Origin of the sequence: Gordonia hydrophobica NBRC 16057 (assembly GCF_001592365.1) — a bacterium.
GTDB classification, from domain to species: domain Bacteria; phylum Actinomycetota; class Actinomycetes; order Mycobacteriales; family Mycobacteriaceae; genus Gordonia; species Gordonia hydrophobica.
In genome coordinates, this window is the sequence record NZ_BCWU01000008.1 from 97,145 (window position 1) to 123,079 (window position 25,935).

General features: G+C 68.5%; 26 protein-coding genes and 1 pseudogene. 17 read left to right on the plus strand and 10 right to left on the minus strand.

The window, feature by feature from the left end:
* Window positions 1-65 precede the first annotated feature (65 nt).
* The 8 genes and pseudogenes from GH2_RS14430 to GH2_RS14460 all read right to left on the minus strand — a co-directional run bounded on the left by GH2_RS14430 (window position 66) and on the right by GH2_RS14460 (window position 5,038).
* Window positions 66-1,193, minus strand: coding sequence for an AI-2E family transporter (locus GH2_RS14430; protein WP_066169387.1), 1,128 nt, complete (start codon window positions 1,191-1,193; stop codon window positions 66-68).
* A gap of 102 nt (window positions 1,194-1,295) precedes the next feature.
* Complete coding sequence (locus GH2_RS21885; RefSeq protein ID WP_204701006.1) at window positions 1,296-1,817, minus strand: DNA-3-methyladenine glycosylase family protein; 522 nt, start codon at window positions 1,815-1,817, stop codon at window positions 1,296-1,298.
* 70 nt (window positions 1,818-1,887) lie between these two features.
* Window positions 1,888-2,139 (minus strand): annotated as a pseudogene (locus GH2_RS22185) (AlkA N-terminal domain-containing protein); the annotation flags it as partial.
* Window positions 2,127-2,738, minus strand: a complete 612-nt coding sequence (locus GH2_RS14440; protein ID WP_066169391.1) for a DNA-3-methyladenine glycosylase I — start codon at window positions 2,736-2,738, stop codon at window positions 2,127-2,129. The pseudogene GH2_RS22185 and the gene GH2_RS14440, both read right to left, overlap by 13 nt.
* The gene (locus tag GH2_RS14445) at window positions 2,728-3,420 is read right to left on the minus strand and encodes an alpha-ketoglutarate-dependent dioxygenase AlkB family protein (RefSeq protein WP_066169396.1); all 693 of its coding nucleotides are present in this window, start codon (window positions 3,418-3,420) and stop codon (window positions 2,728-2,730) included. The genes GH2_RS14440 and GH2_RS14445 overlap by 11 nt, the downstream gene beginning before the upstream one ends.
* Window positions 3,417-4,001 (minus strand): methylated-DNA--[protein]-cysteine S-methyltransferase, encoded by a 585-nt coding sequence (locus GH2_RS14450; RefSeq protein WP_066169399.1) that lies wholly within the window; start codon window positions 3,999-4,001, stop codon window positions 3,417-3,419. The genes GH2_RS14445 and GH2_RS14450 overlap by 4 nt, the downstream gene beginning before the upstream one ends.
* Entirely contained in the window at window positions 3,998-4,480 is a 483-nt protein-coding gene (locus tag GH2_RS14455; RefSeq protein ID WP_084247516.1) for an RNA polymerase sigma factor, read from the minus strand. Before GH2_RS14455 ends, GH2_RS14450 begins: the two co-directional genes overlap by 4 nt.
* A 48-nt stretch (window positions 4,481-4,528) precedes the next feature.
* On the minus strand, window positions 4,529-5,038 hold the full coding sequence (locus tag GH2_RS14460) for a methylated-DNA--[protein]-cysteine S-methyltransferase (protein ID WP_066169403.1): 510 nt from the start codon (window positions 5,036-5,038) through the stop codon (window positions 4,529-4,531).
* 80 nt (window positions 5,039-5,118) lie between these two features.
* On the opposite strand from GH2_RS14460, the gene GH2_RS14465 reads away from it, so the two are divergent.
* The 3 genes from GH2_RS14465 (at window position 5,119) to GH2_RS14475 (ending at window position 7,790) form a co-directional block, all read left to right on the plus strand.
* A complete protein-coding gene (locus tag GH2_RS14465) occupies window positions 5,119-5,766 on the plus strand; it encodes a histone deacetylase (RefSeq protein ID WP_066169405.1) in 648 nt (215 codons plus the stop codon).
* On the plus strand, window positions 5,763-6,611 hold the full coding sequence (locus GH2_RS14470; RefSeq protein WP_066169407.1) for a PfkB family carbohydrate kinase: 849 nt from the start codon (window positions 5,763-5,765) through the stop codon (window positions 6,609-6,611). Before GH2_RS14465 ends, GH2_RS14470 begins: the two co-directional genes overlap by 4 nt.
* Before the next feature lie 750 nt (window positions 6,612-7,361).
* Window positions 7,362-7,790 (plus strand): DNA-binding transcriptional response regulator, encoded by a 429-nt coding sequence (locus GH2_RS14475; RefSeq protein WP_066169409.1) that lies wholly within the window; start codon window positions 7,362-7,364, stop codon window positions 7,788-7,790.
* Here GH2_RS14475 and GH2_RS14480 read toward each other — a convergent pair.
* Window positions 7,778-8,968, minus strand: a complete 1,191-nt coding sequence (locus GH2_RS14480; protein ID WP_066169411.1) for an acyl-CoA dehydrogenase family protein — start codon at window positions 8,966-8,968, stop codon at window positions 7,778-7,780. The genes GH2_RS14475 and GH2_RS14480 overlap by 13 nt on opposite strands.
* 276 nt (window positions 8,969-9,244) lie before the next feature.
* Here GH2_RS14480 and GH2_RS14485 point away from each other — a divergent pair, with 276 nt between their 5' ends.
* From GH2_RS14485 to nuoN, 14 genes are all read left to right on the plus strand, one after another.
* Entirely contained in the window at window positions 9,245-9,607 is a 363-nt protein-coding gene (locus GH2_RS14485) for an NADH-quinone oxidoreductase subunit A (RefSeq protein WP_066169413.1), read from the plus strand.
* 124 nt (window positions 9,608-9,731) lie between these two features.
* Window positions 9,732-10,286: a NuoB/complex I 20 kDa subunit family protein gene (locus GH2_RS14490; RefSeq protein ID WP_066169415.1), complete on the plus strand. Its 555-nt coding sequence runs from the start codon at window positions 9,732-9,734 to the stop codon at window positions 10,284-10,286.
* The gene (locus tag GH2_RS14495) at window positions 10,283-10,975 is read left to right on the plus strand and encodes an NADH-quinone oxidoreductase subunit C (protein ID WP_066169417.1); all 693 of its coding nucleotides are present in this window, start codon (window positions 10,283-10,285) and stop codon (window positions 10,973-10,975) included. Before GH2_RS14490 ends, GH2_RS14495 begins: the two co-directional genes overlap by 4 nt.
* Complete coding sequence (nuoD, locus tag GH2_RS14500) at window positions 10,975-12,282, plus strand: NADH dehydrogenase (quinone) subunit D (RefSeq protein ID WP_066169419.1); 1,308 nt, start codon at window positions 10,975-10,977, stop codon at window positions 12,280-12,282. The genes GH2_RS14495 and nuoD overlap by 1 nt, the downstream gene beginning before the upstream one ends.
* Entirely contained in the window at window positions 12,279-12,992 is a 714-nt protein-coding gene (gene nuoE, locus GH2_RS14505) for an NADH-quinone oxidoreductase subunit NuoE (RefSeq protein WP_066169421.1), read from the plus strand. The genes nuoD and nuoE overlap by 4 nt, the downstream gene beginning before the upstream one ends.
* Window positions 12,989-14,350 (plus strand): NADH-quinone oxidoreductase subunit NuoF, encoded by a 1,362-nt coding sequence (gene nuoF / locus GH2_RS14510; protein WP_066169423.1) that lies wholly within the window; start codon window positions 12,989-12,991, stop codon window positions 14,348-14,350. Before nuoE ends, nuoF begins: the two co-directional genes overlap by 4 nt.
* Window positions 14,347-16,806 carry an NADH-quinone oxidoreductase subunit G gene (locus tag GH2_RS14515; protein WP_066169425.1) on the plus strand — a complete coding sequence of 820 codons (2,460 nt, stop codon included), beginning with the start codon at window positions 14,347-14,349 and terminating at the stop codon, window positions 16,804-16,806. Before nuoF ends, GH2_RS14515 begins: the two co-directional genes overlap by 4 nt.
* Window positions 16,799-18,130 (plus strand): NADH-quinone oxidoreductase subunit NuoH, encoded by a 1,332-nt coding sequence (nuoH, locus tag GH2_RS14520; RefSeq protein ID WP_066169427.1) that lies wholly within the window; start codon window positions 16,799-16,801, stop codon window positions 18,128-18,130. The genes GH2_RS14515 and nuoH overlap by 8 nt, the downstream gene beginning before the upstream one ends.
* On the plus strand, window positions 18,123-18,704 hold the full coding sequence (nuoI, locus tag GH2_RS14525) for an NADH-quinone oxidoreductase subunit NuoI (protein WP_066169429.1): 582 nt from the start codon (window positions 18,123-18,125) through the stop codon (window positions 18,702-18,704). Before nuoH ends, nuoI begins: the two co-directional genes overlap by 8 nt.
* The gene (locus tag GH2_RS14530; RefSeq protein ID WP_066169431.1) at window positions 18,701-19,567 is read left to right on the plus strand and encodes an NADH-quinone oxidoreductase subunit J; all 867 of its coding nucleotides are present in this window, start codon (window positions 18,701-18,703) and stop codon (window positions 19,565-19,567) included. Before nuoI ends, GH2_RS14530 begins: the two co-directional genes overlap by 4 nt.
* Window positions 19,564-19,863, plus strand: a complete 300-nt coding sequence (gene nuoK, locus GH2_RS14535) for an NADH-quinone oxidoreductase subunit NuoK (RefSeq protein ID WP_066169433.1) — start codon at window positions 19,564-19,566, stop codon at window positions 19,861-19,863. The genes GH2_RS14530 and nuoK overlap by 4 nt, the downstream gene beginning before the upstream one ends.
* 1 nt (window position 19,864) lies before the next feature.
* A complete protein-coding gene (gene nuoL / locus GH2_RS14540; protein WP_066169435.1) occupies window positions 19,865-21,766 on the plus strand; it encodes an NADH-quinone oxidoreductase subunit L in 1,902 nt (633 codons plus the stop codon).
* A 5-nt stretch (window positions 21,767-21,771) separates the two neighbouring features.
* On the plus strand, window positions 21,772-23,352 hold the full coding sequence (locus GH2_RS14545) for an NADH-quinone oxidoreductase subunit M (protein ID WP_066169607.1): 1,581 nt from the start codon (window positions 21,772-21,774) through the stop codon (window positions 23,350-23,352).
* Entirely contained in the window at window positions 23,349-25,028 is a 1,680-nt protein-coding gene (gene nuoN, locus GH2_RS14550; protein ID WP_066169437.1) for an NADH-quinone oxidoreductase subunit NuoN, read from the plus strand. Before GH2_RS14545 ends, nuoN begins: the two co-directional genes overlap by 4 nt.
* A gap of 170 nt (window positions 25,029-25,198) precedes the next feature.
* On the opposite strand, the gene GH2_RS14555 is transcribed toward nuoN, so the two are convergent.
* Window positions 25,199-25,684, minus strand: a complete 486-nt coding sequence (locus GH2_RS14555) for an NUDIX hydrolase (RefSeq protein WP_066169439.1) — start codon at window positions 25,682-25,684, stop codon at window positions 25,199-25,201.
* Window positions 25,685-25,935 lie beyond the last annotated feature (251 nt).

The following is a 25,935-nucleotide window of genomic DNA, read 5'->3' on the forward strand; positions in this document are numbered from 1 at the left end:
CCTATATTGTTCCGCTATTCGTGATCCGAATCGACCCGACTCGCGAATGCGAGACCTGGCACACACTAGTTTTCGTCGCGACCTGCGCTGCTTGCAGAATCAAGCACACATTCGGGGGCCGCTAACGGGTCGCGGGCGGCCCGAAGACGTCGAATCGCGACGACGGATTTGGCCACGGCGGCCGTCACCGGAGCTCCCAGCACCATTCCGAGAAGGCCCGCGACCGTGCCGCCGACCATCGTCGCGAGCAGCACGGTGACGGGGTGTATCCGCAACGACGAGCCGAGCGCCCACGAACTGACGACGCTCTGGATGGTGCCGTTGGAGATCACGAACGTGACACCGATGATGATCGCGGCCGTCGTACCGCCCGAGCCGAAGGCGATCAGCACCGCGAAGACGCCGGTGATCCACGCGCCGAGGAACGGGATGAACGAGAGGAAGAAATACAGCACGAAGATCGGGATCACCAGCGGCACTTCGAGTATCAGCAACGGGATCACGAAGATCGGCGCGGTGACGAGGGCGGTGACGGCGGTGCCGCGGAAGTAGCCGCGGAGCGACTGCCGGCACTGGTCCACCACTTCGTGCACCTCGTCGGCGCGGATCGAGGTCGTCGAGGCGAACCAGTCGGGGAACCGGAGTCCGTCGCGCAGGACGAAGAACAGGAAGAACACCGAGAAGAACACGCCCATCACGAGCGCGACGGCGCCGTAGACCGTGCTCGTCACGGCGCCGAGGACGCCCTGCCCCACCTCGGGTGCGTGTTGCTCCACCGCGGTGCGGACGTGTTCGAGCCAGGCGGTGTCGGAGCCGTGATCGTTCAGCCAGCCCACGAGCACGCCCCACCCGGCGTTGATCTGGCGGAGGATCTCGGGCCACTGATCGATGAAACCCACGACCACGATCGTGACGGTCCCCGCAGCGACCACCAGCAGCACCGCGAGGCACGCGACGGTCGCGAGGACGGCGGGGACGCCGCGCCGCTGCAGCATCTCCGACAGCGGCTCCAGGACGATCCCGATGATCACCGCCACGACCAGCGGGACCAGGATGCCGCTGATCGCGCCGACCGCCGCTGCGGCGACCAGCGCCAGGACGACGATGCCGATCAACGACCAGCTCGCGGTCCCGAGTCGATGGAGGAGGTCGGCGGCGGTCCGACGATCTGCGGGCGCGGCGTCGTCTGTCACTGGGTCCTTCCAGGCGTGCTGTGGAATCCGGCGAATGCCGCTTCAGACTACGGCGGCCGCACGGCGTTTGCAGGCGAGCAGACCATCACATCGGCATCGACGTCAGTCGTGCGCCCCCGACATCGCCCACAGGCGGACGGCCGCGTAGCTGCGGACCGGACGCCAGCGTTCGACGGCGTCGTCGTCGATTCCGTGCGCCGACAGCATCCGGCGCAGCACCGCGTCCTGCGCCGGGAAGGCGTCGGGGTCGTCGCCCGCGCGGACCGCGAAGTAGTCGAGCGTCCACGGGCCGATGCCGTACAGCGCGGCGAGCTCGGAGCGCTCCGGAAGCGGCCCGCCCGGCTCTCGGTCGAGGAAGAAGCCCGCCACCTCGTGCACGGTCCGGGCCCGCGCTCCGGTGACGCGCAGAGTGGCCTGGAGCGAGTCGACCGGGACGGCGCACAGGGTCGCGGGGGTCGGGAATCGTCGCAGACCAGACGGGCCGTCGGCGCCGTACGCGGCTACCAGCCGGGCGTCGAACAGTCGGGCGGCCGCGAGGGTCACCTGCTGCCCGAGAACGGTCTCCACCACGGCTTCGAAAGCGTCGGCACAGCGGGTGATGCGCAGCCCGGGGCGCTGGATCACGTGGTCGGCGAAGATCGGGGCGGCCGCCAGGACGTCGGTTGATCGCGGCCACGTCGGCGTCGAGGTCGAACCACCGCCGGACTCGGTCGGTGAGCGCCTCGTGAACGCCGCCGTCGGCGGTGTCGACGGTGATCGTGACGCCGTCCGCGTCGAGCTCGACAGTCACCACGCGGTCGACGCCGCCGACGGTGAGCAGCCGAGTGATGCCGCGATCGTCGACCACCTCCACCCCGTCGGTGCGATGGGTGCTGAGCACGGCCGACGCGCCGCGGTGGTCGAACGGTCCGTTCGCCTCGACGCGGATCGTGCTCACGAAGGCCACACGCCGGAGGTCCCGCGACGATGCGATCCCAGCAGATGCGTGTCGACGATGCCGACGGCTTCCATCAGCGCGTACATCGTGGTCGGTCCGACGAACGAGAACCCTTCCCTCCGAAGCGCTTTCGCGAGAGCCTTCGACTCGTCCGACTGCGTCGGGATCTCGGCGATCGTGTGCGGTCGCGGCGTCTGCGCGGGTTGGAACGACCACACGAAGTCAGCGAGACCGCCCTTCGCCCGCAGTGCGACGGTGGCGTTCGCGTTGGTCACGGCGGCCCGGATCTTCGCCTTGTTACGCACGATGCCGGCGTCGCCCAGGAGTCGCTCGACGTCGGTGTCGTCGTAGCTCGCCACCTTCTCCGGATCGAAGTCGTCGAACGCGGCGCGGAACGCCGGCCGCTTGCGCAGGATCGTCGCCCACGACAGTCCCGATTGGAACGCCTCGAGGGTGAGCCGCTCGAACATGCCGTGCTCGTCGCGGACCGGCATGCCCCACTCGGTGTCGTAGTACTCGCGCAGCATCGGGTCGACGCTCGCCCACGCCGGGCGTGCGAGTCCGTCCTCGCCGACGACGAGTGCGGTGGACTCGGGATCAGAAGCCATGCGTCTTTCCTACCGGGTCGTCGGCCAGTCCGGTGACGCGCAGGGTCAGGTTGAGCCGTCCGGCGGCGAGCCCGCAGTCGTGCGGGGCGGTTCCGGCGTAGATCTTCTGCACCCCGTGGAACGCCAGTCGCGACGGGCCGCCGAACACGAACAGGTCGCCGGACTGCAGGTCGAGGTCCTGGTAGGGCTGCCCGCGATGCGCGGTGTTGCCGAAGCGGAAGCGTGCGGTGTCGCCGATCGACAGCGAGACGACGGGCGCCGCCGACCGCTCGTCGCGGTCCTGGTGCATGCCCATCTTGGCGGTGCGGTCGTAGAAGTGCGCGACCAGCGTGTCCGGTGTGTACTCGGCGGCCTGCGGGTGGTCGGCGGCCCCCAGCGCCAGCCGCCCCAGCCGCACCATCGACTCGGGCATCGCCAGGACTCGTCGGCCGTTCACATCGACGGCTTCCCGCGAATACGTGTACGGCCGCCAATGCCACCCGAGACAGACCGTCTGCACGCTCATCGGGTGCGCGCCGACCATCGGCGAGTGCGGCGGCACCGGACCCGCAGCCCAGCGCCGAAACTGATCGGCCAGCCACCGCTGCTGCTCGCGCGTCAACCACCCGGGAACATGCACGGCGCCGTCGGGCAGCGCGGGGCGTTCGATGCCGAGTGCGTCGTCGTCGAAGAGGCTGTTCATGTCGTGTTCTCCAACGCGAGCAGCACGGTCTTCGCTGCGAGGCCGCCGAGATAGCCGCCGAGCGAGCCGTCCGACCGCAGCACTCGATGGCACGGCACGACGACCGGCAGCGGGTTGGTGGCGCACGCGGAGCCGACCGCGCGGACCGCGTTCGGGTTGCCGACATGCTCGGCGACCTGCTTGTACGACTGCGTGTGTCCGTAGGCGATGTGCGGCAGGTACTGCTGGACGGTCTGCCGGAAACCGGACGAGAGCCGGAAGTCCAACGGCACGTCGAACGTCTGTCGCCGGTGCGCGAAGTAGTCGTCGAGTTGGGCCGCGACCGCGTCGAGGCGGGCCGGGGCTCGCAGGATGCTCGGGCTCACCCGGTCCGCAATCGTCTGGAGAACTTCGTCGAAGCCCTCCGATTCGAACGCGACGCGCACCAGTCCGCGATCGGTGGCGGCCAGCAACAGCGACCCGACCGGGGTGTCGACGGTCCGGTACGCGACATCGAGGAGTCCGCCGCGCTCGGCAGCCGCGCCGAGGCGGTCGCGGAGTCGAGTCAGGTCGGCGTCGGACGCGGGAAACACGTCGGTCATCGGTCCATCCCTTCTGGGGCATACAGGGTTCGTAGTCGTTTGATGCCGTCGGCGGCGGCGCGGCGCACCGCGGCCGGGGTCCCACCGATCAGGTCCGCCGTCTCGACGTGGGTCAGGTGGCCGAGATAGTGGTAGGCGACGGCCAGTCGCTGTCGTTCCGGAAGCTGCGCGACGGCGTCCCACACCCCGGAGCCGTCCCCCGGCAGCGGTCCCGAGGCCGGCGACTCGGGAAGTTCATCGACCGGCACGGCCCGCCGCGTGCGGCCGCGCACCACGTCGATCGCCTTCCGCTGCGCCACGCGGACCAGCCACGCCTCGACGTTCGTCTCGTCGTCGAGGGTCGGCCACGCCGTCAGCGCCGCCAGGAAGGTCTCCTGCCACGCATCATCGGCATCCGGCCCTCGTCCCAGCACCGCGCGACACACGCGCAGGACGGTGGCACCGTGCTGGTCGACGGCTCGTTCGAACGGTTCTCTCATCGTCATCACACGGTAGACGCGCAGGCTCGGTCGACTGTGAGGTCGCGATCAGAACAGGCGCGACTCCGCGACCTCCGGCGGCTCCTCGATCTCCAGCAGTCGCCGCTTCCGGTCCAGCCCGCCGGCGTATCCGGTGAGCGACCCGTCCGCGCCGACCACCCGATGGCACGGGATGATCACGCTGATCGGGTTGTGCCCGACGCACTGGCCGACGCGTTGCGCCAGCCGCGGATTGCCGAGCCTGGTGGCGAGGGCACCGTAGGTGGTGGTCTGGCCGTACGGGATCTCCTTGAGCATCGCCCAGACCTTCTCGGAGAAGTCGTCGCCGTCGGTGGCGAGCGGGATGTCGAAGTCGCGGCGCTCCCCCGCCACGTATTCGGCCAGTTCCTGCGCGGTCTCGACGAACACCGGATCGTCGGCGGTCGTCTCCTCGCCGTAGGCGGATTCCGCGGGCAGATGCCAGTGGCCCGGGAAGTAGATGGCGGCCAGGTTCGGGCCGTCGGCGATCATCGTCAGATCGCCCAGGTCGGTCGGGACCACTGCGTGCCGTCGCGTCATGTCAATCACCTCTCTACACATTCATAGAGCAGACGCACGGGCGGCGGGAAGCGTGAGGTGGGCGTTCTACGCTCGGTCCCATGGGTTCCACGAAGGTCTGGTACGCGAGCTACGGCTCCAATCTGTGCGCCGCCCGTCTGGCCTGCTACCTGGAGGGAGGTCGTCCGGAGGGTGGTCGTCGGACGTACCCGGGCGCCCGCGACACGACGCCGCCCACGCGGGCCGCGTCGTTGACACTGCCCGGCACCATCTATTTCGCCGGACAGTCCACCACCTGGGGCGGTGGCATGGCGTTCTACGACCACGACCGCCACGGCCCCACACCGGCGCGGGCCTACCTGGTGACCGTCGAGCAGTTCGCCGACATCGCCACGCAGGAGATGGACCGCGACCCGCACCCCGACAGCATCGTGGAACGAGCGCTCCGCGATCCCCTGGTGCTCGATCAGGACGACACGGTCCACCAGTGCGGCACCGGGTTGTACTCGAGGCTGCTGCGCGTCGGAACGCTCGACGGCGCACCGATCCTCACCTTCACCGCCCGGCACGCCATCGACGACGTCCCGCACGTCGCGCCGACTCAGCCGTACCTGGCGATGATCGGTGCCGGTCTGGTCGAGTCGCACGGCTGGTCGTCGGACGCGATCGCGAGCTACCTCGATCAGCGGCGACTGCGGCGGAGTGCTGTCGGCGGCGTCGAGCATCACCCTGACAGAATTGCACGGTGACCACCGACATCTTCACCACCGACGACGCGTCCGGTTTCGAGCTCGATCCGCGGCCGGCTCGAGTCCTGGTCTTCGGCTCGCACCTCGCGGTCGGTTCGGTGGGACTCAACGCCGGGCTCCCGGTCTACGACGAGGCTCGCATCCGCTGTGCGGCGATCCCGACCATCGTGCTGAGCAACCTGCCCCACTACCGCTCGGTCCAGGCCATCGACGTGTCGGCGGAGTGGATCACCGCCTCGTTGCGCGACTTGACGGCCGCCGGACTCCTCGCGAACATCGACGTCGTCGCCGTCGGATATCTGGCGGCACCGGAGCAGGCGTACGCCATCGCCGCCTGGTATCGCGGCCTCGACGAGCCCGCTCGACCTCCGCTGATCCTGGACCCGACGTTCGGTGACGCCGACGTGGGCTTCTACACCGACCCCGCCGTGGCGCCCGCGCTGCGAGACTCACTGGTACCCCTGGCCGCGGTCCTCACACCGAATCCGTTCGAGCTGGCGCACCTGACCGCCGACGGCGGCGAGGTCCGGCCCGTCGACGCGAGTGATCCCGACGCCGTCGCCCGACGCGCTCGCGATCTGCCGTCCGCCGATGACGCCGACGTGGTGGTCACCGGCGTGCACCCGGCCGACGGTCAGATCGCGAATGTCATCGTCCGCGCCGACGCGCTGGAGGTGGTCGCGGGACCGGAGATCCCGACGTCGGCCAAGGGACTCGGCGATACCTTCACCGCGGCACTCGTCGTCGCACTGCTGAACGGGGCTCCGCTCGCCGAGGCCGTGGACGCGGCCGGCGCCCGGGTCCGGAGAGCGATCGCGGGCGGCCAGGGTGGCACCCGAGGATGACGAATCGCGCGAGACCGCCCACCTGATGGCCTCGCCGGCCACCGGCGCGGAATGACGGCCGTGCGCCTCCTCTTAGGCGATTGATTCCCGGTGACCGGCATCCCCAAGCTGGTCGAGTGCTGCCTGCGAGCGCAACGAGCACGCAATTGATCGAGACCGTCGTGAGTTCACTGGAATCGCGGGTGACCGCACCACATCGCTGCCAGTCGCACCACTTGTGGTTCCCGCACTTGGTCGCGACGAAGCGCGAGAACCACAAGTGGTGCGACTCGACGGGAAGTGGTGCGTGACCGCGAATCTCGATAAGACCACGTGCTTGTTGCGCTCCGCCTACTCTCACATGGTGCTGAAAACTGCCTGGTCAGCACCTTCCGGCGGCAATGTTCCGTCGGAAGCGCCTGAGCGGGCAGTTCTCAGCTGGGATCTTCTCGGACGGAGCCTCGCCGACAACCACCGCTTCCCGCCATGGAGGCGGCTGCGGCTCAAACCGGCGGAGCACTGCCGCGATCACCACCTGATGGCAGCGTAAGGCCGGTGATTCCAGCGCACGACGGTCTCGATAACTGCGTACTCGCTCCGCTCGCAGGCAGCACTCGACCAGCTTGGGGACGACCGTCACCGGAACACCAGGTGACCGCCGCGAGGTCCGAATCGCGGCGTGCCGCTATCGCTACGGGCGGTGACGGACTCACCGATGCGGGCAGGACGAAACGACCGTGGGTTCGTCCGCACCGCACTAGGGTCGAGGGTGTGACCAGCCCGGCTTCCTCCCCCGCAGACAATCGTGTGACGCTCCGCGTGCTCGTGTACTCGGACAATCCGAACACGCGGCGGCAGGTGTTCGGAGCGCTCGGCGAACAATTGCACCCGGATCTGCCCGACCTGCAGTTCATCGAGGTCGCGACGGCGCCGACGGTGCTGTCGCACCTCGATGGGGGCGCCGTCGACCTCGCGATCCTGGACGGGGAGGCCGCACCCACCGGCGGCATCGGCCTCGCCAAGCAGATCCGTGACGAATACGAGCCGTGTCCCCCGCTGCTGGTGCTGATCGCGCGGAAGGCCGACCGGTGGCTCGCCGACTGGTCACGCGCCGACGCCACCGCGACCCTCCCCATCGACCCCCTGGAGCTGCCGCGGACCGTGGTCGGGCTGTTGAACCAGCCGGTTCAGAGGCCGTAGCTACGCAGCACCCCTTTGCTGATGATGGTCTTCTGGATCTCACTGGTGCCCTCACCGATGAGCAGGAACGGTGCCTCCCGCATGAGTCGCTCGATCTCGTACTCCGTGGAGTAGCCGTACCCGCCGTGAATGCGAAAGCTCTCCTGCGTCACTTCGGCGCAGTACTCGCTGGCGAGATACTTGGCCATGCCTGCGGCGACATCGTTGCGATCGCCGGAGTCCTTGAGCCGAGCGGCGTTCACCATCATCAGATGGGCCGCCTCCACTTTGGTCGCCATCTCCGCGAGCTTGAACGAGATCGCCTGGTGGTCGACGATCGGCTTCCCGAAGGTGCGGCGCTGCTGCGCGTAGGCCGCCGCGAGCTCGAAACTGCGCAGGGCCACACCGCAGGCGCGAGCTGAGACGTTGACGCGCCCCACCTCGACGCCGTCCATCATGTGACCGAAGCCCTTCCCCGGCTCGCCACCGAGGATGTCTGTGGCGGGTGCCCGATAGCCGTCGAAGACGAGCTCGGTGGTGTCGATGCCCTTGTAGCCCATCTTCTCGATCTTCCCCGGGATCGTGATGCCGGGAACCACCTCGCCGAAGCCCGCCGGCTTCTCGATGAGGAAGGTCGTGAGATTCCGGTGGGGCTTCTCGGCCCCCTCGTCGGTCTTCACCAATGCCGCCACCAGCGACGACGTGCCGCCATTCGTCAACCACATCTTCTGGCCGTTGATCACATAGTCGTCGCCGTCGCGGACGGCACGCGTCCGGATCGCCGCGACGTCGGATCCGAGCTCCGGCTCGGACATCGAGAAGGCGCCGCGCACCTCGCCGGTCGCCATACGCGGCAGGAAGCGCTGCTTCTGCTCGTCGGTCCCGTGCTGGCGGATCATGTACGCGGTGATGAAGTGCGTGTTGATGACCCCCGAGACGCTCATCCAACCGCGCGCCAACTCCTCCACGCACAGGGCGTACGTCAGCAGCGACTCGCCCAACCCGCCGTACTCGGTCGGAATCATCAGACCGAACAGCCCCATCTCCGCCATCTGATCGACGATCGCCTGCGGATAGGTGTCGGAGTGCTCCAGCTCCTGCGCGTTCGGAATGATCTCCTTGTCGACGAACGTCCGTACCGCGGCGAGCACGTCGGTCTGGAACTCAGTCAAGTCGGGAGTCTGCGCGAGTCGAGTCACCGGGGATACGTCCTGTCGGATGCGTGAGTGCGGGCCACTGTGCGGCCCCGGACGTTGTCGTTATATCCCGCAACGACCGCCCTCCGATAGCCCCTGAGAACCCGCATCCGCGTTTCCTCGTCCGCTCCGGTGCAGGCCACACCGCCCGGCACCGCGATTTCACCGAGAAGTCCCACAGCACACGCAATTACGTGAGTAGGGTGTGGATTGAGTCACACGAAATAGTCAACGTGACGACAGTCTCGGACTCCCCGGAGAAGTGGAGGCGCAGCGGGCATGAACGCTTACGGACCGATCCTCGTACTCGGTGCCATCGCGGTGGCGTTCGCCGTGGTCTCGGTGGTCATCTCGTCCGTCGTCGGACCGCGCCGCTACAACCGAGCCAAACTCGAAGCCTACGAGTGCGGCATCGAGACGCTCCCGCCGAGCGCAGGCCTGGTTCAGCGCATCCCGGTGAAGTACTACCTCACCGCCATGCTGTTCATCATCTTCGACATCGAGATCGTCTTCCTCTACCCGTGGGCGGTCGCCTCCAACAGCCTCGGCTGGTTCGGCTTGATCGCCGTCGCCCTCTTCATCGTCAACGTCTCCGTCGCCTACGCCTACGAGTGGCGTCGCGGCGGGCTCCGCTGGGATTGACAGGCGAGCACGCCCGAGTTCCGGACCCCGACTTCTCAACCGAATACGCACGACGCGGACCGCCCACCCACAGCCCCGGGCGGCTCCCGCGGGACACGACGCACTGCACCAAGGAGGCACAGCGATGGGCATCGAGGAGCAACTGCCGGGCGGTTTCCTGTTGACCACTGTCGAGAAGCTCGCCGGGTACATGCGCAAGGGGTCGCTCTGGCCCGCGACCTTCGGACTGGCGTGCTGCGCGATCGAGATGATGGCGACCACCGCCGGCCGCTACGACCTCGCCCGGTTCGGCATGGAGGCGTTCCGCGCCTCGCCGCGGCAGGCAGACCTCATGATCGTCGCCGGCCGCGTGAGCCAGAAGATGGCTCCGGTCCTGCGCCAGATCTACGACCAGATGGCCGAACCCAAGTGGGTCCTGGCGATGGGCGTCTGCGCGTCGTCCGGCGGCATGTTCAACAACTACGCGGTGGTCCAGGGCGTGGACCACGTGGTCCCGGTCGACATCTACCTTCCCGGCTGCCCGCCGCGTCCGGAGATGCTCCTGAACGCGATCCTCAAACTCCACGAGCAGATCCAGGAGATGCCGCTGGGCGTGCACCGCGAGGAGATCATCAAGGCCACCGAGACCGCCGCGCTGTCGGCCCCGGCGACGCTGGAGCTGAAGGGGCTGCTGCGATGAGCAAGGAGGTCTCCCGCCCCGCCTCCGACCGCGCGGTGATCGGCACCCGCCACGGGCTGTTCGGCGCGCAGGACACCGGTGACACCTCGGGCTACGGCCGCCTGGTGACGCCGATCCCGATGCCCGGCACCATGTCTCGCCCGTTCGGCGGCTACTTCGACGAGATCGTCGACGAGCTCGAAGCCGGTCTCGCCCGCCGCGACATCGCCTTCGACGACGCCGTCGACAAGGTGGTCGTCGATCGCGGCGACCTCACCGTCTTCGTCGCCCGAACCCATCTGCTGCCGGTCGCCGCCACCCTGCGCGACGAGCCGTCGCTGCGCTTTGAACTGTGCCTCGGGGTGAGCGGCGTGCACTACCCCGACGAGACCGGCCGCGAACTGCACGCGGTCTATCCGCTGCGGTCCATCACCCACAACCGGCGGATGCGCCTGGAGGTCGCGGTCCCCGACTCCGATCCGCACATCAGCACCCTGCTGCCGGTCTATCCCACCAACGACTGGCACGAGCGCGAGACCTACGACTTCTTCGGCATCGTCTTCGACGGCCATCCGTCGTTGACCAGGATCGAGATGCCGGACGACTGGGAGGGGCATCCGCAGCGCAAGGACTATCCGCTCGGCGGCATCCCGGTGGAGTACAAGGGCACGACCATAGCGCCGCCCGACGAGCGGAGGCGGTACTTCTGATGACCGGCCAGACCACCTTCACCGCCAGCGGACGCGACTGGGACGACGTCGTCCGTGCCGTCCGCGAGCGCGCCGCCGCAGGTCCGGACGACGAGCGGATCGTCGTCAACATGGGACCCCAGCACCCCTCGACGCACGGCGTGCTTCGCCTGATTCTGGAGATCGACGGCGAGACCGTCACCGAGGCCCGCTGCGGGATCGGCTACCTCCACACCGGCATCGAGAAGAACCTCGAATACCGCACGTGGACGCAGGGCGTCGCGTTCGTGACGCGCATGGACTACCTGTCGCCGTTCTTCAACGAGGTGGCCTACTGCCTGGCGGTGGAGAAGCTCCTCGGCATCACCGACGACATCCCGCCGCGTGCCTCCGTCATCCGCGTGCTCCTGATGGAGCTCAACCGCATCTCGTCGCATCTGGTGGCCTTGGCGACCGGCGGCATGGAGTTGGGCGCGGTGACGCCGATGTTCCTCGGGTTCAGCGCCCGCGAGAGGATCCTCGACCTCTTCGAGGACATCACCGGCCTGCGTATGAACCATGCGTTCATCCGGCCGGGCGGTATCGCACAGGACCTGCCGGAGGGCGCCGAGCAGAAGATCTCCGACACGCTCGACGCGCTGCCCGGCCAGATCCGCGAGGTGGAGGCGCTCCTCACCGAGAACTACATCTGGAAGGCCCGAACTCAGGGCGTCGGCTATCTGGATCTGACCGGATGCATGGCGCTCGGCATCACCGGCCCGGTGCTCCGGTCCACCGGGCTGCCCTACGACCTGCGCAAGTCCGACCCGTACTGCGGCTACGAGAACTACGACTTCGACGTCATCACCGACAGCGGCTGCGACTCGTACGGGCGCTACCTCATCCGCGTCGAGGAGATGAAGCAGTCGATCCGCATCGCCCGCCAGTGCCTCGCCGCGTTGGAACCCGGACCGGTGATGGTGGCCGACCGCAAGCTGGCGTGGCCCGCCGACCTCGCGGTCGGTCCGGACGGGATGGGCAACTCGCCCGAGCACATCGCCGAGATCATGGGCATGTCGATGGAGTCGCTGATCCACCACTTCAAGCTCGTGACCGAAGGCATGCGGGTCCCCGCCGGTCAGTGCTACGTGGCGATCGAGTCGCCGCGCGGCGAATTGGGAGTCCACCTGGTGTCCGACGGCGGCACCCGCCCGTACCGCGTGCATTTCCGCGACCCGTCGTTCACGAATCTGCAAGCCGTCGCCGCCATGTGCGAAGGCGGACTGGTGGCCGATGTGATCACCTCCGTGGCGAGCATCGACCCGGTGATGGGAGGTGTCGACCGATGAACGAGCCGGTCTTCGTGGAAGTGACCGTCGGTCCGCCGGACGTCCCGACGTTCTCCACCGGAACGCCCCACCCGCCCGTCGAGTTCGACGGCCCCGACGCCTACTCGGCCGCCGACACGGCCGCACTCGCCGCGGACGCGGCGACGATCATCGCCAAGTATCCTCAGGCCCGATCGGCGCTGCTGCCGCTGCTGCACCTGGTGCAGGGCCACGACGGCTACCTGACCCGCGCGGGCATCGAGTTCTGCGCACAGCAACTCGATCTGACGCCCGCCCAGGTCGCCTCGGTCGCCACCTTCTACACGATGTATCGCCGTGAACCGACCGGCGACTACTACGTCGGTGTGTGCACCAACGCCCTGTGTGCGGTGATGGGCGGCGACGAGATCATGTCGTCGCTGACCGATTCGCTCGGCATCGCCGACGGCGAGACCACCGACGACGGCCGCGTCACCGTCGAGCACATCGAGTGCAATGCAGCGTGCGATCTCGCCCCCGTGGTGATGGTGAACTGGGAGTTCTTCGACAACCAGACGCCGGAATCGGTTCAGCAACTGGTCGCGGACCTGCGCAACGGCGTCGCGCGAGCCCCGAGCCGGGGCCCGTCCACGCTGTGCACCTTCCGGCAGGCCGCCCGGCTCCTCGCCGGCGTCGACCCGGAACCCACGCCCGAACTGCCCGGCTCCGAGGCCCAGGAGGCGCAGTCATGATCGCCGTCAGCCTGCCGTCGTCCACGCCCGAACCCACCCAGGTTCCGGTGCTCAGCAGGTACTGGGACCAGCCCGAGTCCTGGACCCTGCGCAACTACCTGCAGCAGAACGGCTACCAGGGGCTCAAGGCCGCGCTCCGGATGACACCCGACGAGGTCATCGGCCTGGTCAAGGATTCCGGCCTGCGGGGCCGCGGCGGCGCGGGTTTCCCGGTCGGCACCAAGTGGTCGTTCATCCCGCAGGGCGACAAGCCGGGCGGGACCGGCACCCCGCACTATCTGGTCGTCAACGCCGACGAGTCCGAGCCCGGCACCTGCAAGGACATGCCGCTGATGCTGGCCACGCCGCACACGCTGATCGAGGGCGTCGTCATCGCCGCCTATGCGATCCGCGCGAGCCATGCGTTCATCTACGTCCGCGGCGAGGTCGCGGGTGTGGTCCGGCGGCTGCGGACCGCGGTGCGGGAGGCGTACGACGCCGGACTCCTCGGTCGGGACGTCTTCGGCTCCGGATTCGGCGTCGACCTCGTCGTTCATGCCGGCGCAGGCGCCTACATCTGCGGCGAAGAGACGGCACTGCTCGACTCCCTGGAGGGGCGACGCGGTCAGCCGCGACTGCGGCCGCCGTTCCCGGCCGTCGCCGGTCTGTACGCCAGTCCGACGGTGGTCAACAACGTCGAATCCATCGCGAGCGTCCCGGCCATCCTGCGCAACGGAGCGGACTGGTTCCGCGAGTTCGGCACCGAGAAGTCGCCCGGCTTCACCATGTACTCGTTGTCCGGGCACGTCACGCGCCCCGGCCAGTACGAGGCGCCACTGGGCGTGACGCTCCGCGAGCTCCTCGAACGCGCGGGCGGCGTCCGCGAGGGGCATGAGCTCAAGTTCTGGACGCCCGGCGGCTCGTCGACACCGATGTTCACCCCCGATCACCTCGACATCCCGCTTGATTACGAGGGCGTCGGCGGCGCCGGGTCGATGCTCGGCACCAAAGCCCTGCAGATCTTCGACGACACCGTGTGCGTGGTCCGGACGGTCCTGCGGTGGACCGAGTTCTACGCGCACGAGTCGTGCGGCAAGTGCACCCCGTGCCGCGAGGGCACCTATTGGATGGTGCAGATGATGCGCAGGCTGGAGGCCGGCGACGCCACCGAGGACGACCTCACCACGCTGTTGGAGATCACCGACAGCGTCGTCGGGAAGTCGTTCTGTGCCCTCGGCGACGCCTCGGGCGCGCCGATCACCAGTTCCCTCCAGTACTTCCGCGACGAGTACCTCGCGCACTTCCCCCACGACGGCCATCCCGGCGGCTGTCCCTTCGACCCGTCGAAGGCCACCGTGTTCGCAGGAGGCGCCCGATGACCGCTGCCGACTCCACCCGCGCCGACGGTTCGGCGCCGGTGCCCGACGACATGGTCACGCTGACGATCGACGACACCGAGGTCAGCGTGCCGAAGGGGACGCTGGTGATCCGTGCCGCCGAACTGGTGGGGGTCGAGATCCCCCGCTTCTGCGACCACCCGCTCCTCGCCCCCGCGGGCGCCTGCCGACAGTGTCTGGTGGACGTGGAGGGACAACGCAAGCCGATGGCGTCATGCACCATCGTGGCCACCGAGGGGATGATCGTCCGCACCCAGCACACCTCCGACGCGGCCAAGCGTGCGCAGGAGGGCGTGATGGAACTGCTCCTCATCAACCATCCGCTCGATTGCCCCACCTGCGACAAGGGCGGCGAGTGCCCGCTTCAGAACCAGGCGATGACCGCGGGACGGCCGGTGTCGCGCTACGGCGGTGTGAAACGGACCTACACCAAGCCGGTCGCCCTCTCCAGCGAAGTGCTCCTGGACCGCGAGCGCTGCGTCCTGTGCGCACGCTGCACTCGGTTCTCCGACGAGATCGCAGGCGACCCGCTGATCGAGTTGGCCGAGCGCGGTGCACTGCAACAGGTCAGTGCGTATGCCGAGGAGCCGTTCGAGTCGTACTTCTCCGGCAACACCGTGCAGATCTGCCCGGTGGGGGCGCTCACGGGCGCCGCCTACCGGTTCCGGTCGCGGCCGTTCGACCTCATCTCCTCGCCCAGCGTCTGCGAGCACTGCGCGGCGGGTTGCGCACAGCGGACCGATCACCGGCGCGGCACGGTGCTGCGTCGCCTGGCGGGCGACGACCCCGAAGTCAACGAGGAGTGGAACTGCGACAAGGGCCGCTGGGCGTTCACCTACACCACCCGACCGGACCGGATCACCCGGCCGCTGGTCCGCGGCGACGACGGCGAACTCCATGAGGCGGCGTGGTCGTACGCGCTGTCGGTCGCGGCCCGCGGACTGACCCGGGCGCGCGGTCGGGCGGGCGTGCTGCTCGGCGGCCGCAGCACCGTGGAAGACGCATACACCTACGGCAAGTTCGCTCGCGTGGTGCTCGGCACCAACGACGTCGACTTCCGCGCGCGCTTGCATTCGGCGGAGGAAGCCGACTTCCTCGCCGCGCACGTCGCGGGCAGCGGCATCGGACTCACCTATGCCGAACTCGAGAAGGCGCCAACTGTGCTCCTCGCCGGGCTGGAAGCCGAAGAGGAGTGCCCGGTGCTGTTCCTGCGGCTGCGCAAGGCCGTCCGTCGCCACGGGCAGAGCGTGTACTCAGTCGCCCCGTGGGCAAGCCCCGGCGTCACCAAACTCGGTGGCACCCTTCTGCAGTGCGTGCCCGGACGGGAAGCCGCGGTGCTGCGCGACGCCCGTCTGCACGAGCTGCTCGCGGCGCCCGGCGCGGTGCTCCTCGTCGGGGAGCGCCTCGCCGGGTGCCCCGGCGCGCTGACCGCGGCCGCCGACCTCGCCGCCGCCACCGGTGCCCGCCTCGCCTGGGTTCCACGACGCGCCGGTGAACGCGGCGCGCTCGACGTGGGCGCGGCCCCCAACCTGCTCCCCGCCGGCCGACCGCTGTCCTCCGACCGCGCGCGCAGCGACCTCGCCGCCGTGTGGGGCACCCGGCCACCGGCGACACCCGGCCGCGACACCGCAGGCATGCTCGCCGCCCTCACCGCCGACGAGTTGTCCGCGGTGGTGATCGGCGGCGTCGAACTCGACGACCTGCCCGATCCCGCCGCCGCCGACGCCGCGCTGGCATCGGCCGACTTCGTCGTCAGCCTGGAGATGCGGCACAGTGCCGCGACCGCGCACGCCGACGTGGTGCTGCCGGTCGCCGCGGTGGCGGAGAAGGCAGGCACCTTCGTCGACTGGGAGGGACGCCCGCGCCAGTTCGACGTCGCGCTGCCGCCCGCGCAGGGCGACGGGGGCACGCTCCCGCTCGCCGACCACCGGGTCCTGAACGCGCTGGCCCGCGAGATGGGCGTCGACCTGCACTGCGACGACACCGCAGCCATCCACGCCGAGTTCGGCGACATCGGCGCCTGGCACGACGAGCGGCACCTGCCCGCTCCGACGGGTCTCGCCGAGGCTCCGGTCCCGGGCAGCGGCGAAGCGATCCTCGCCTCGTGGCGCATGCTCCTGGACTTCGGCCGGATGCAGGACGGAGAACCGCATCTGGCGGGCACCGCCCGCGCGGCCACCGTTCGCCTGTCCGCGGCCACCGCCGCCGAGATCGGGGCGGTCGACGGCGCCCCCGTCCGGGTCGGCACCGACCACGGGGCCATCACGCTCCCGCTGACGGTCACCGAGCTGCCCGACCGCGTGGTGTGGCTGCCGATGAACTCACCGGGGTCACGCGTGTGCCCGATGCTGCGGGTGCAGCCGGGTGCCGTCGTCGCGATCTCGGCAGCCACGACCGACCCCGACCGGGTCGCTGCCGAGGGAGGCACCGGTGACTGAGTCGACGACGGCGCAGACCGTCTTCCCCGACCTGGACAGCTTCGGGCACGACGCCTGGTGGCTGATCCTCGCCAAGGGCATCGCGATCTTCGCGTTCCTCGTCCTCACGGTGCTGGTCGGCATCCTCGCCGAACGCAAGATCATGGCGCGGATGCAGTACCGGATCGGCCCCAACCGCGTCGGCTGGCACGGCGCCCTGCAGTCGCTCGCCGACGGCGTGAAATTGGCGCTCAAGGAGGGCATGACGCCGTTCAGCGTCGACAAGGTGCTGTACTTCCTGGCGCCGGTGATCTCGGTGGTCCCCGCCATCATGGCGTTCGCCGTGATCCCCATGGGCCCGGAGGTCTCGGTGTTCGGGCACCGGACGCCGTTGCAGCTCACCGACCTGCCGATCGGCGTCCTCTACGTGCTCGCCATGGCGTCGATCGGCGTCTACGGCATCATCCTGGCCGGCTGGTCGTCGGGCTCCACCTATCCGCTGCTCGGCGCTCTGCGCTCCACCGCGCAGGTGATCTCGTACGAGATCGCGATGGGTCTGACGTTCGCCGCGGTGTTCCTGCTGTCGACGACCATGTCGACGTCGGAGATCGTCGCGGGGCAGGTGCATCACTGGTACGGACTGCTGCTGTTGCCGTCGTTCATCATCTACGCGATCTCGATGGTCGGTGAGACCAACCGCGCGCCGTTCGACCTCCCCGAAGCCGAGGGCGAACTGGTCGGCGGCTTCCACACCGAGTACTCGTCGCTCAAGTTCGCCATGTTCATGCTCGCCGAGTACATCAACATGGCAACCGTCTCCGCGCTCGCGACCACGCTGTTCCTCGGGGGTTGGCAGGCGCCGTGGCCGCTGTCGATCTGGGACGGCGCCAACTCCGGGTGGTGGCCGCTGCTGTGGTTCACCATCAAGATGTGGGCGTTCCTGTTCGTCTTCTTCTGGCTCCGCACCACGCTTCCGCGCCTGCGCTACGACCAGTTCATGGGTCTGGGCTGGAAGGTCCTCATCCCGTTCGCGCTCGGCTGGGTGATGGTCGTCGCCGTGATACACGAGGCCTTGCGCGATGCGTCGACATGGACGTCGAGCCTGGTCCTCGCCGTCGCGGGCATCGTCGTCACGGTGCCCTTGCTCATCGCGATCAAACGGGTCACCGTCGGCGGGGCCGCCGCCCCGCCTCCGCCCGCGACCGACAAGCCCTTCGATCCGATGGCCGGCGGCTTCCCCGTCCCGCCGATGCCCGGTCAGGTGCTGCCGACGGCGGCACCGCGGATCGGATCCACCGCGACCACACCCACCACCCGATCTGCAGAGGAGGCCCCGCATGTCTGAGTCGTCCACGAGTTCCGGGTCGTCCAAGCCCGACTCGTCACTGTTCCGGATTCCCGACGCGCTCGCCGGCTTCGGTGTCACGTTCGGCGGCATGTTCCGCAAGACCATCACCGAGGAGTACCCGGAGCACAAGGAGCCGACGTCACGGCGCTACCACGGACGCCACCAGCTCAACCGGTACGACGACGGGCTGGAGAAGTGCATCGGCTGCGAACTGTGCGCATGGGCGTGTCCGGCCGACGCGATCTACGTCGAGGGCGCCGACAACACCGAGGTGGGCCGCTACTCGCCCGGTGAACGCTACGGACGCGTGTACCAGATCAACTACCTGCGGTGCATCGGCTGCGGTCTCTGCATCGAGGCGTGTCCCACGCGGGCACTGACGATGACCAACGACTACGAGATGGCCGGCCCCACGCGCGCCGGGATGATCTACGAGAAGCAGGACCTGCTGGCCCCCATGCTGGCGGGGATGACCCCGCCGCCGCACCCGATGGCCGACGGCGCCCGCCCGGAGAACTACTACCGCGGCGACGTCGGGGCCGACGGGCTGAAGAAACCGAGCGACGCATGACCGGACTGCTGCTGGCGCAGGAGCTGACCCGAACCTCGAGCACCGAGGCGATCACCTTCTGGGTGCTCGGCGTGATCGTCGTGATCGGCGCGCTCGGGGTGGTGCTGAGTCCCAAGGCCGTCTACTCCGCGGTGTTCCTCGCGATGACGATGATCATCCTGGCCGTCTTCTACGTGATGCAGGGCGCGCTGTTCCTCGGCGTGGTGCAAGTGGTCGTCTACACCGGCGCAGTGATGATGCTGTTCCTGTTCGTGCTCATGCTGATCGGCGTCGACTCGTCCGAGTCGCTGGTGGAGACCATCAAGGGGCAACGACTGTCCGCCGTGGGATTGGGTCTCGGATTCGCTGTCCTGCTGATCGCCGCGATCGGCAGCGCGACGCTCAGCGTGTTCGCCGGAGCCCCCGACTACAGCCGTGGATCAGCGGCTTCGACGGGGCTCAGCACCGGCGGGAACGAGAACATCCGCGCGCTCGCGGAGCTGATCTTCGGCCGCTACCTGTGGGCGTTCGAACTCACCGGCGCCCTGCTGATCACCGCGACCCTCGGCGCGATGGTCCTCGCGCACCGACCGCGTCTGGGACCGCGACGCGGTCAGCGCGAGCTGTCGATCGAGCGGTTCGCCAGCGGGTCGCATGCGACTCCGCTGCCGCCGCCCGGGGTGTACGCCCGGCACAACGCCGTCGACGTGCCTGCGCGCGAACCCGACGGCAGCCCGTCGTCGCTGTCGGTCAACGCCATGATCACCGCTCGCGACTTGAGCGCTCGGGAACTCCGGAGTCAGTCCGCGGGCCACGACGAGTCGACCCCCGATCAGGTGACCGGCGCCGCCGGCTCGGACTCGGAGCTGGAGGACCACCGATGAATCCCGCCAATTATCTGTTCCTGTCCGCGCTCCTGTTCGCCATCGGCGCGGCAGGCGTGCTGATCCGACGCAACGCGATCGTGGTGTTCATGTGCGTCGAGCTGATGCTCAACGCGGGCAACCTCGCGTTCGTGACGTTCGCCCGCATGCACGGCACCCTCGACGGCCAGGTGATCGCGTTCTTCACGATGGTGGTCGCCGCGGCCGAGGTCGTCGTCGGTCTGGCGATCATCATGATGATCTTCCGCACTCGGAAGTCGGCCTCGGTCGACGACGCGAACCTGTTGAGGCGGTGACATGAGTTCTGAGCTCACCAGCACCCTGTTGTGGCTGGTCCCCGGACTGCCCGCCGCCGGAGCACTCCTTCTGCTCGTCGGCGGTCGGCGCACCGACCGCTGGGGACATCTGCTCGCCACCGGACTGTCGGCCGCGTCGGCGATCCTCGGCATCGCGATGTGGATCGGCATGATCGGTCGCGACGAGGCCGCCCGGAGCGTCACCAGCGGCGCCTACGACTGGATCGGCGCGGGCTCGTTCCGGGTCGACGCCGCCCTGCTGCTGGATCAGCTGTCGATGTGTTTCGTCCTGCTGATCACCGTCGTCGGGACGTTGATCCACGTCTATTCGATCGGCTACATGGCCCACGATCCGGGTCGTCGCCGGTTCTTCGCCTATCTGAACCTGTTCGTCGCCGCCATGCTGATCCTGGTCCTGGCCGACAGCTATCTTGGTCTCTATCTCGGCTGGGAGGGCGTGGGTCTCGCGTCGTACCTGCTGATCGGATTCTGGCAGCACAAGCCGGTGGCGGCGACCGCGGCCAAGAAGGCGTTCGTGATGAACCGCGTCGGCGACATCGGGATGGTGATCGCACTCGCCCTCATGTTCGCGACGTTCGGCGCCGTCGATTTCGACGGCGTCTTCGGCGCAGCCGCCACGGGCTCGGAAGCCACCCTCACCTTCATCTGCTTCATGCTGCTGCTGGGTGCGTGCGCCAAGTCGGCCCAGGTGCCGCTGCAGGCCTGGCTGGGCGACGCGATGGAGGGTCCGACACCGGTCTCCGCGCTCATCCACGCCGCGACCATGGTCACCGCGGGCGTCTACCTCATCACCCGGTCGGCGCCGCTGTTCAATCTGGCGCCGCATGCGCAGACCGGCGTCGTGGTGGTCGGTGCGGTGACCCTGCTGTTCGGCGCGATCATCGGCTGCGCGAAGGACGACATCAAGAAGGCCCTCGCCGCGTCGACCATGAGTCAGATCGGCTACATGGTGCTGGCCGCGGGCCTGGGCCCGGCAGGTTATGCGGTCGCCATCCTGCATCTGTTGACGCACGGCTTCTTCAAGGCGGGACTGTTCCTCGGTTCCGGGTCGGTGATGCACGCGATGAACGACGAGACGGACATGCGCAAGCTCGGTGGCCTGCGCACCGTCATGCCGATCACCTTCGTCACCTTCGGGCTCGGTTATCTGGCGATCATCGGCGTCCCGCCGTTCGCGGGCTTCTACTCCAAGGACCACATCATCGAGGCCGCGCTCAGCTCCGGCGGCGTCCGCGGGTGGATCCTCGGGCTCGCGGCGATCGCCGGCGCAGGCATCACCGCGTTCTACATGACCCGGGTCATGGCGATGACCTTTTTCGGAGACCGCCGCTGGGCGTCGGACGCGAAACCACACGAGTCGGGCTCGTCGATGACCGGGCCGATGATCGTCCTCGCGGTCGGCTCGGTGTTCTCCGGCGGCCTGCTCGCCATCGGCGGGACCCTCACCGATTTCCTCTCCCCCGTCGTCGGCTCCGCCGGCGAGCACGAGGGTCCGCTGCCGTCGTGGGTCGTCACGGTCGTCGTCCTCGTCGTGGTGCTGATCGGCGTCGGCATCGCGTGGAACCAGTACGGTCGTGCCGCGATCCCGGAGACCGCTCCGGCCGAGGTCTCGGGGCTCACCCGCGCCGCGCGCGCCGACCTCTACGGCGATCTGTTCAACGAACGCGCGATCGCTGCGCCGGGTCAGACGCTCATCACCGGGCTGGTTCAGCTCGAGGACCGGGGTCTGGGCGCGGCGACGTCGGGCGTCGGCACCGCAGTGGTCGAGCTGTCGGACGTCACCCGGCGCAGTCAGAACGGTTTCGTCCGGTCGTACGCCTTGTCGATCCTCGCGGGCACCGTCGTGGTGGCCGCCCTCTCGTTGGTGGTGAGCGTGCTGTGACTGCGATGCCCTGGTTGACGGTGCTGTGGCTGCTGCCCGCGGTCGCATCCCTGGTCGTCATGCTGATGCCGGCCGGCCGCTCCGAGAACGCGAAACACGTCGCGTTCGGCGCGTCGATCCTCACCCTGGTGTGGGCCGTCATCGTCGCCACCCGCTTCTCGTCGGACGGCCGCGGCTTCCAACTCGTCGAAGACGTCAGCTGGATCCCTGCGTTCGGCGCCCGCTACACCCTGGCGTTGGACGGGATCGGCCTCGTCTTGATCCTGCTGACCGTGGTGCTGACCCCGATCCTGCTGCTCGCCGGCTGGCGCGACGTGAGCACCGCCTCCGGCCATGCGCGCCGCACCCACATCTACATCGCACTGATGCTGGCGGTCGAGGCGATGGTGTTGATGAGCTTCGTCGCCACCGACGTCCTGCTGTTCTACATCTTCTTCGAAGCCATGCTGGTGCCGATGTACTTCCTCATCGGCGGCTTCGGTCCCGCCGAGGAGAGGGTCCGCTCGCGTGCCGCGGTGAAGTTCCTGCTGTACAACCTGTTCGGCGGACTCATCATGATGGCGTCGGTGATCGGCCTGTACGTGGTGAGTGCGCGCTCCGGACTCGGCCCGGACGGCAATGGCACGTTCAGCTTCATCGACCTGTCCGATGCCGCCGCGACCGGCAGGCTCGACGCGTCGTCGACCACCCTGAACGTGCTGTTCCTCGGGTTCCTGTTCGCGTTCGCCGTCAAGGCGCCGCTGTGGCCGCTGCACACCTGGCTGCCCGACGCCGCCGTCTCCACCACACCGGCCGCCGCCGTGATGATGATGGCGGTGATGGACAAGGTCGGCACGTTCGCGATGCTGCGTTTCTGCCTCGGCCTGTTCCCGGAGTCGGCGGAGACGTTCGCGCCGTGGATCTCGGCGCTCGCCGTCGTCAGCGTCGTCTACGGCGCGATCTGCGCGATCGGTCAGCGCGACGTGATGCGGCTGATCGCGTACACCTCCATCTCGCACTTCGGCTTCATCGTGCTGGGTGTCTTCGCGCTCACCAGTCAGGGCCAGTCCGGGTCGGCGCTGTACATGGTCAACCACGGGCTCTCCACCGCGGCGCTGTTCCTGATCGCCGGGTTCCTGGTGTCGCAGCGCGGCAGCGCACTGATCGCCGACTACGGCGGGGTGCAGAAGATCGCGCCGATCCTCGCGGGGACGTTCCTCGTGGCGGGCATGGCGACGCTGTCGCTGCCGGGTCTGGCGCCGTTCGTCAGCGAGTTCCTGGTCATCATCGGGACGTTCACGCGGTATCCGGTCGCGGCGATCATCGCCTCGATCGCCCTGGTCCTGTCGGCCATGTACATCCTGTGGACCTATCAGCGGATGATGGGCGGCCCGGAGCGCAAGAGCGTCACCGTCGATCAGTCCGACGCACCGATCCGCGATCTGGATCTGCGGCAGAAGGTGGTCGTCGCGCCGCTGCTCATCGGCCTGCTGGTGTTGGGTTTCTTCCCGAGACTGGCCCTCGACTACATCAATCCGGCGGTGGAGCACCAAGCCCACCAGGTCGAGCAGCACGATCCCGCACCGACGGCGGAGGAGGCACGATGACCGCACTCGCTCTCGATCCCCACAGCATCGACTACTTCCGCCTGTCGCCGATGCTGATCGTGTTCGGCGTGGCGGTGGTCGCGGTGTTGGTCGAAGCGTTCGCCTCGGCCGCGCACCGGTACCGCGTCCAGCTGGCACTCGCCTCGGTCGGATTGATCGCGTCCATGATCGCGCTCGGTTTCGTCGTCGCGTCGTTCCGGACCGACGGCGCCTCCGACGCGATGTCCGGAGCGGTCGTCATCGACGGTCCCACCCTGTTCCTGCAGGGCACGGTCCTGGTGGTCGCCCTCGGTGCGGTCCTGATCATGGGTGAGCGACGACTCGACCGAGTCTGGGCGCCGGTGGAGGTCCAGACCGCGGCCGGGGCCCGCATCTCCGTCACCGCCTCCGGTCGGGACGCCGAGGGGTCGATCGTCGACGATGCCGACCTGCCCGCCGACGCGTTCACCCCGTCCGGTGCGACGGTCCCCGGCTCCCCCGACGAGCTGATCGCCGGCCGCTCCGGGACCGTCACCACCGAGGTGTATCCGCTGGCTCTGCTCGCCGTCGGCGGCATGATGCTGTTCGGCGCGTGCGGCGACCTGCTGACGATGTTCATCGCCTTGGAAGTGCTGTCGCTGCCGCTGTATCTGCTGTGCGCGCTGGCCCGTCGACGTCGACTGCTCTCCCAGGAGGCGTCGCTCAAGTACTTCCTGCTCGGCGCGTTCTCATCCGCGATCTTCCTGTTCGGCGCGGCGTTCGCCTACGGCGCGACGGGGTCGGTCGACCTCGGCGACATCGGAGCCGCCGTCGCGGGCACCGCCTCCGGCGAGGCGTCCGACCACATGCTGGCCCTGCTCGCCATGGCATTGATCGCCGTCGGGCTGTTGTTCAAGGTCGGTGCCGTCCCGTTCGGTTCGTGGATCCCCGACGTCTATCAGGGGGCGCCGAGCCCGGTGACGGCGCTGATGGCGTCGGCGACCAAGGTCGCCGCGTTCGGCGGGCTGCTCCGGGTGTTGCACGTGGCGTTTCCGTCGCTCGAGTCGGATTGGCGACCCGCCCTGTGGGTGGTCGCGATCGCGACGATGGTGATCGCCACCGTCATGGCCGTGACGCAGCACGACATCAAACGCATGCTCGCGTACTCGTCGATCAGCCACGTCGGCTTCGCGCTCGTCGGCGCCGTGACCATCAGCGAGGCCGGAGTCTCGACCACCCTGTTTTATGTGGCCGCCTACGCGGTGTCCGCATTCGGCGCGTTCGCGCTGCTGTCGGTGGTGCGCGACGCCACCGGCCGCGAGGCCACCGACTTCGACGCCTGGACCGGACTGGGCCGTCGACGCCCGCTCGTCGGCGCGATGATGTCGCTGTTTCTGCTGTCTTTCGCCGGGATTCCCCTCACCAGCGGCTTCATCGCGAAGTTCGCGGTCTTCAACGCGGCGGGGCACGACGGGGCGTGGACGCTGGTCATCGTCGGTGTGGTGTGCAGCGCGATCGCCGCCTACTTCTACATCCGAGTCATTGTCGCGATGTTCTTCGCCGACGCGGAGAATCCCGAGGAGGCGCCCGATGTGGTGACCCCGAGCCTGCTGACGTCGATCCCGATCGCCGTCTCCGCCGCCGTCACCCTGGTCCTCGGCATCTTCCCCCAGTGGCTCCTCGACATCGCCGACGCAGCCTCCACCTTCCTGAGATAGCCTCTACGCCGCGCGAGCACCGCCCCGTCACGCTGGTCAAGTGCCGCCTGCAAGCACAGGCAAGCGACTCCCCCTACGCTGGTCGAGTGCCGCCTGCGAGCGCAGCGAGCAAGCGGTGTATCGAGACCGCCCCTCCACGAAACCTCCTGACACACAACACCATTCGCCCCCTACTCCCGCGCGAACACCGTCTCCCCGGTCGCCGCCACCGCCAGCCGGATCCGCTCCCGCAGATCATCGGACGCCACGTCAGCGAGGTCGTCGACCGACTGCCATCCGACCTCCGTGAGTTCGCCGTCCGCAGGCCGCGGTTCGCCGCTGACCCAGCAACACCGGAACGTCAGATCGAGGTAGTCCACTTGATCGCCGTTCACGTGCGTGCGCCGAGGCAGTTGATGCACCCAGGCCAGGTGCTCGACGACGATCTCCACGTCGGCCTCCTCGCGCGCCTCCCGCCGCGCGGCCACCGCGGGCTCCTCACCGGGGTCGACGATCCCGGTGATCGGCGCCAGCGCGCCGTTGTCCGACCGCCGCCCCAGCAGGACCTCGACCCCGTCCGATGTCTCTCGCAGGATCACCGCGGTGACCCCGATGAGGACCAGCGGGTCGTGACCGATGTGCTTGCGCAGGGCGAGGACGTATTCGGGCGTCGGCATGGTCGCCAGGCTACGCGGGCGATGTGCCCCCTCCGTGAACCTTTCAAAGAGGTGATGTCGGGCCTATCGCCTATCTTTCTCGTATGACGTTTGACGAAGGTCGCACTGCCGTAACGAGAGACACCACTTCGAACAATTCGCGTCGAAGGTTGCTTTGGACTCTCGGCGGAGTCATCGCCGTTCTTTTGCTCGTCATCGCTGTCGGTCTCGGGTACCTCCTCGGTCGCGGAACTTCTGACACCCGCGAACCG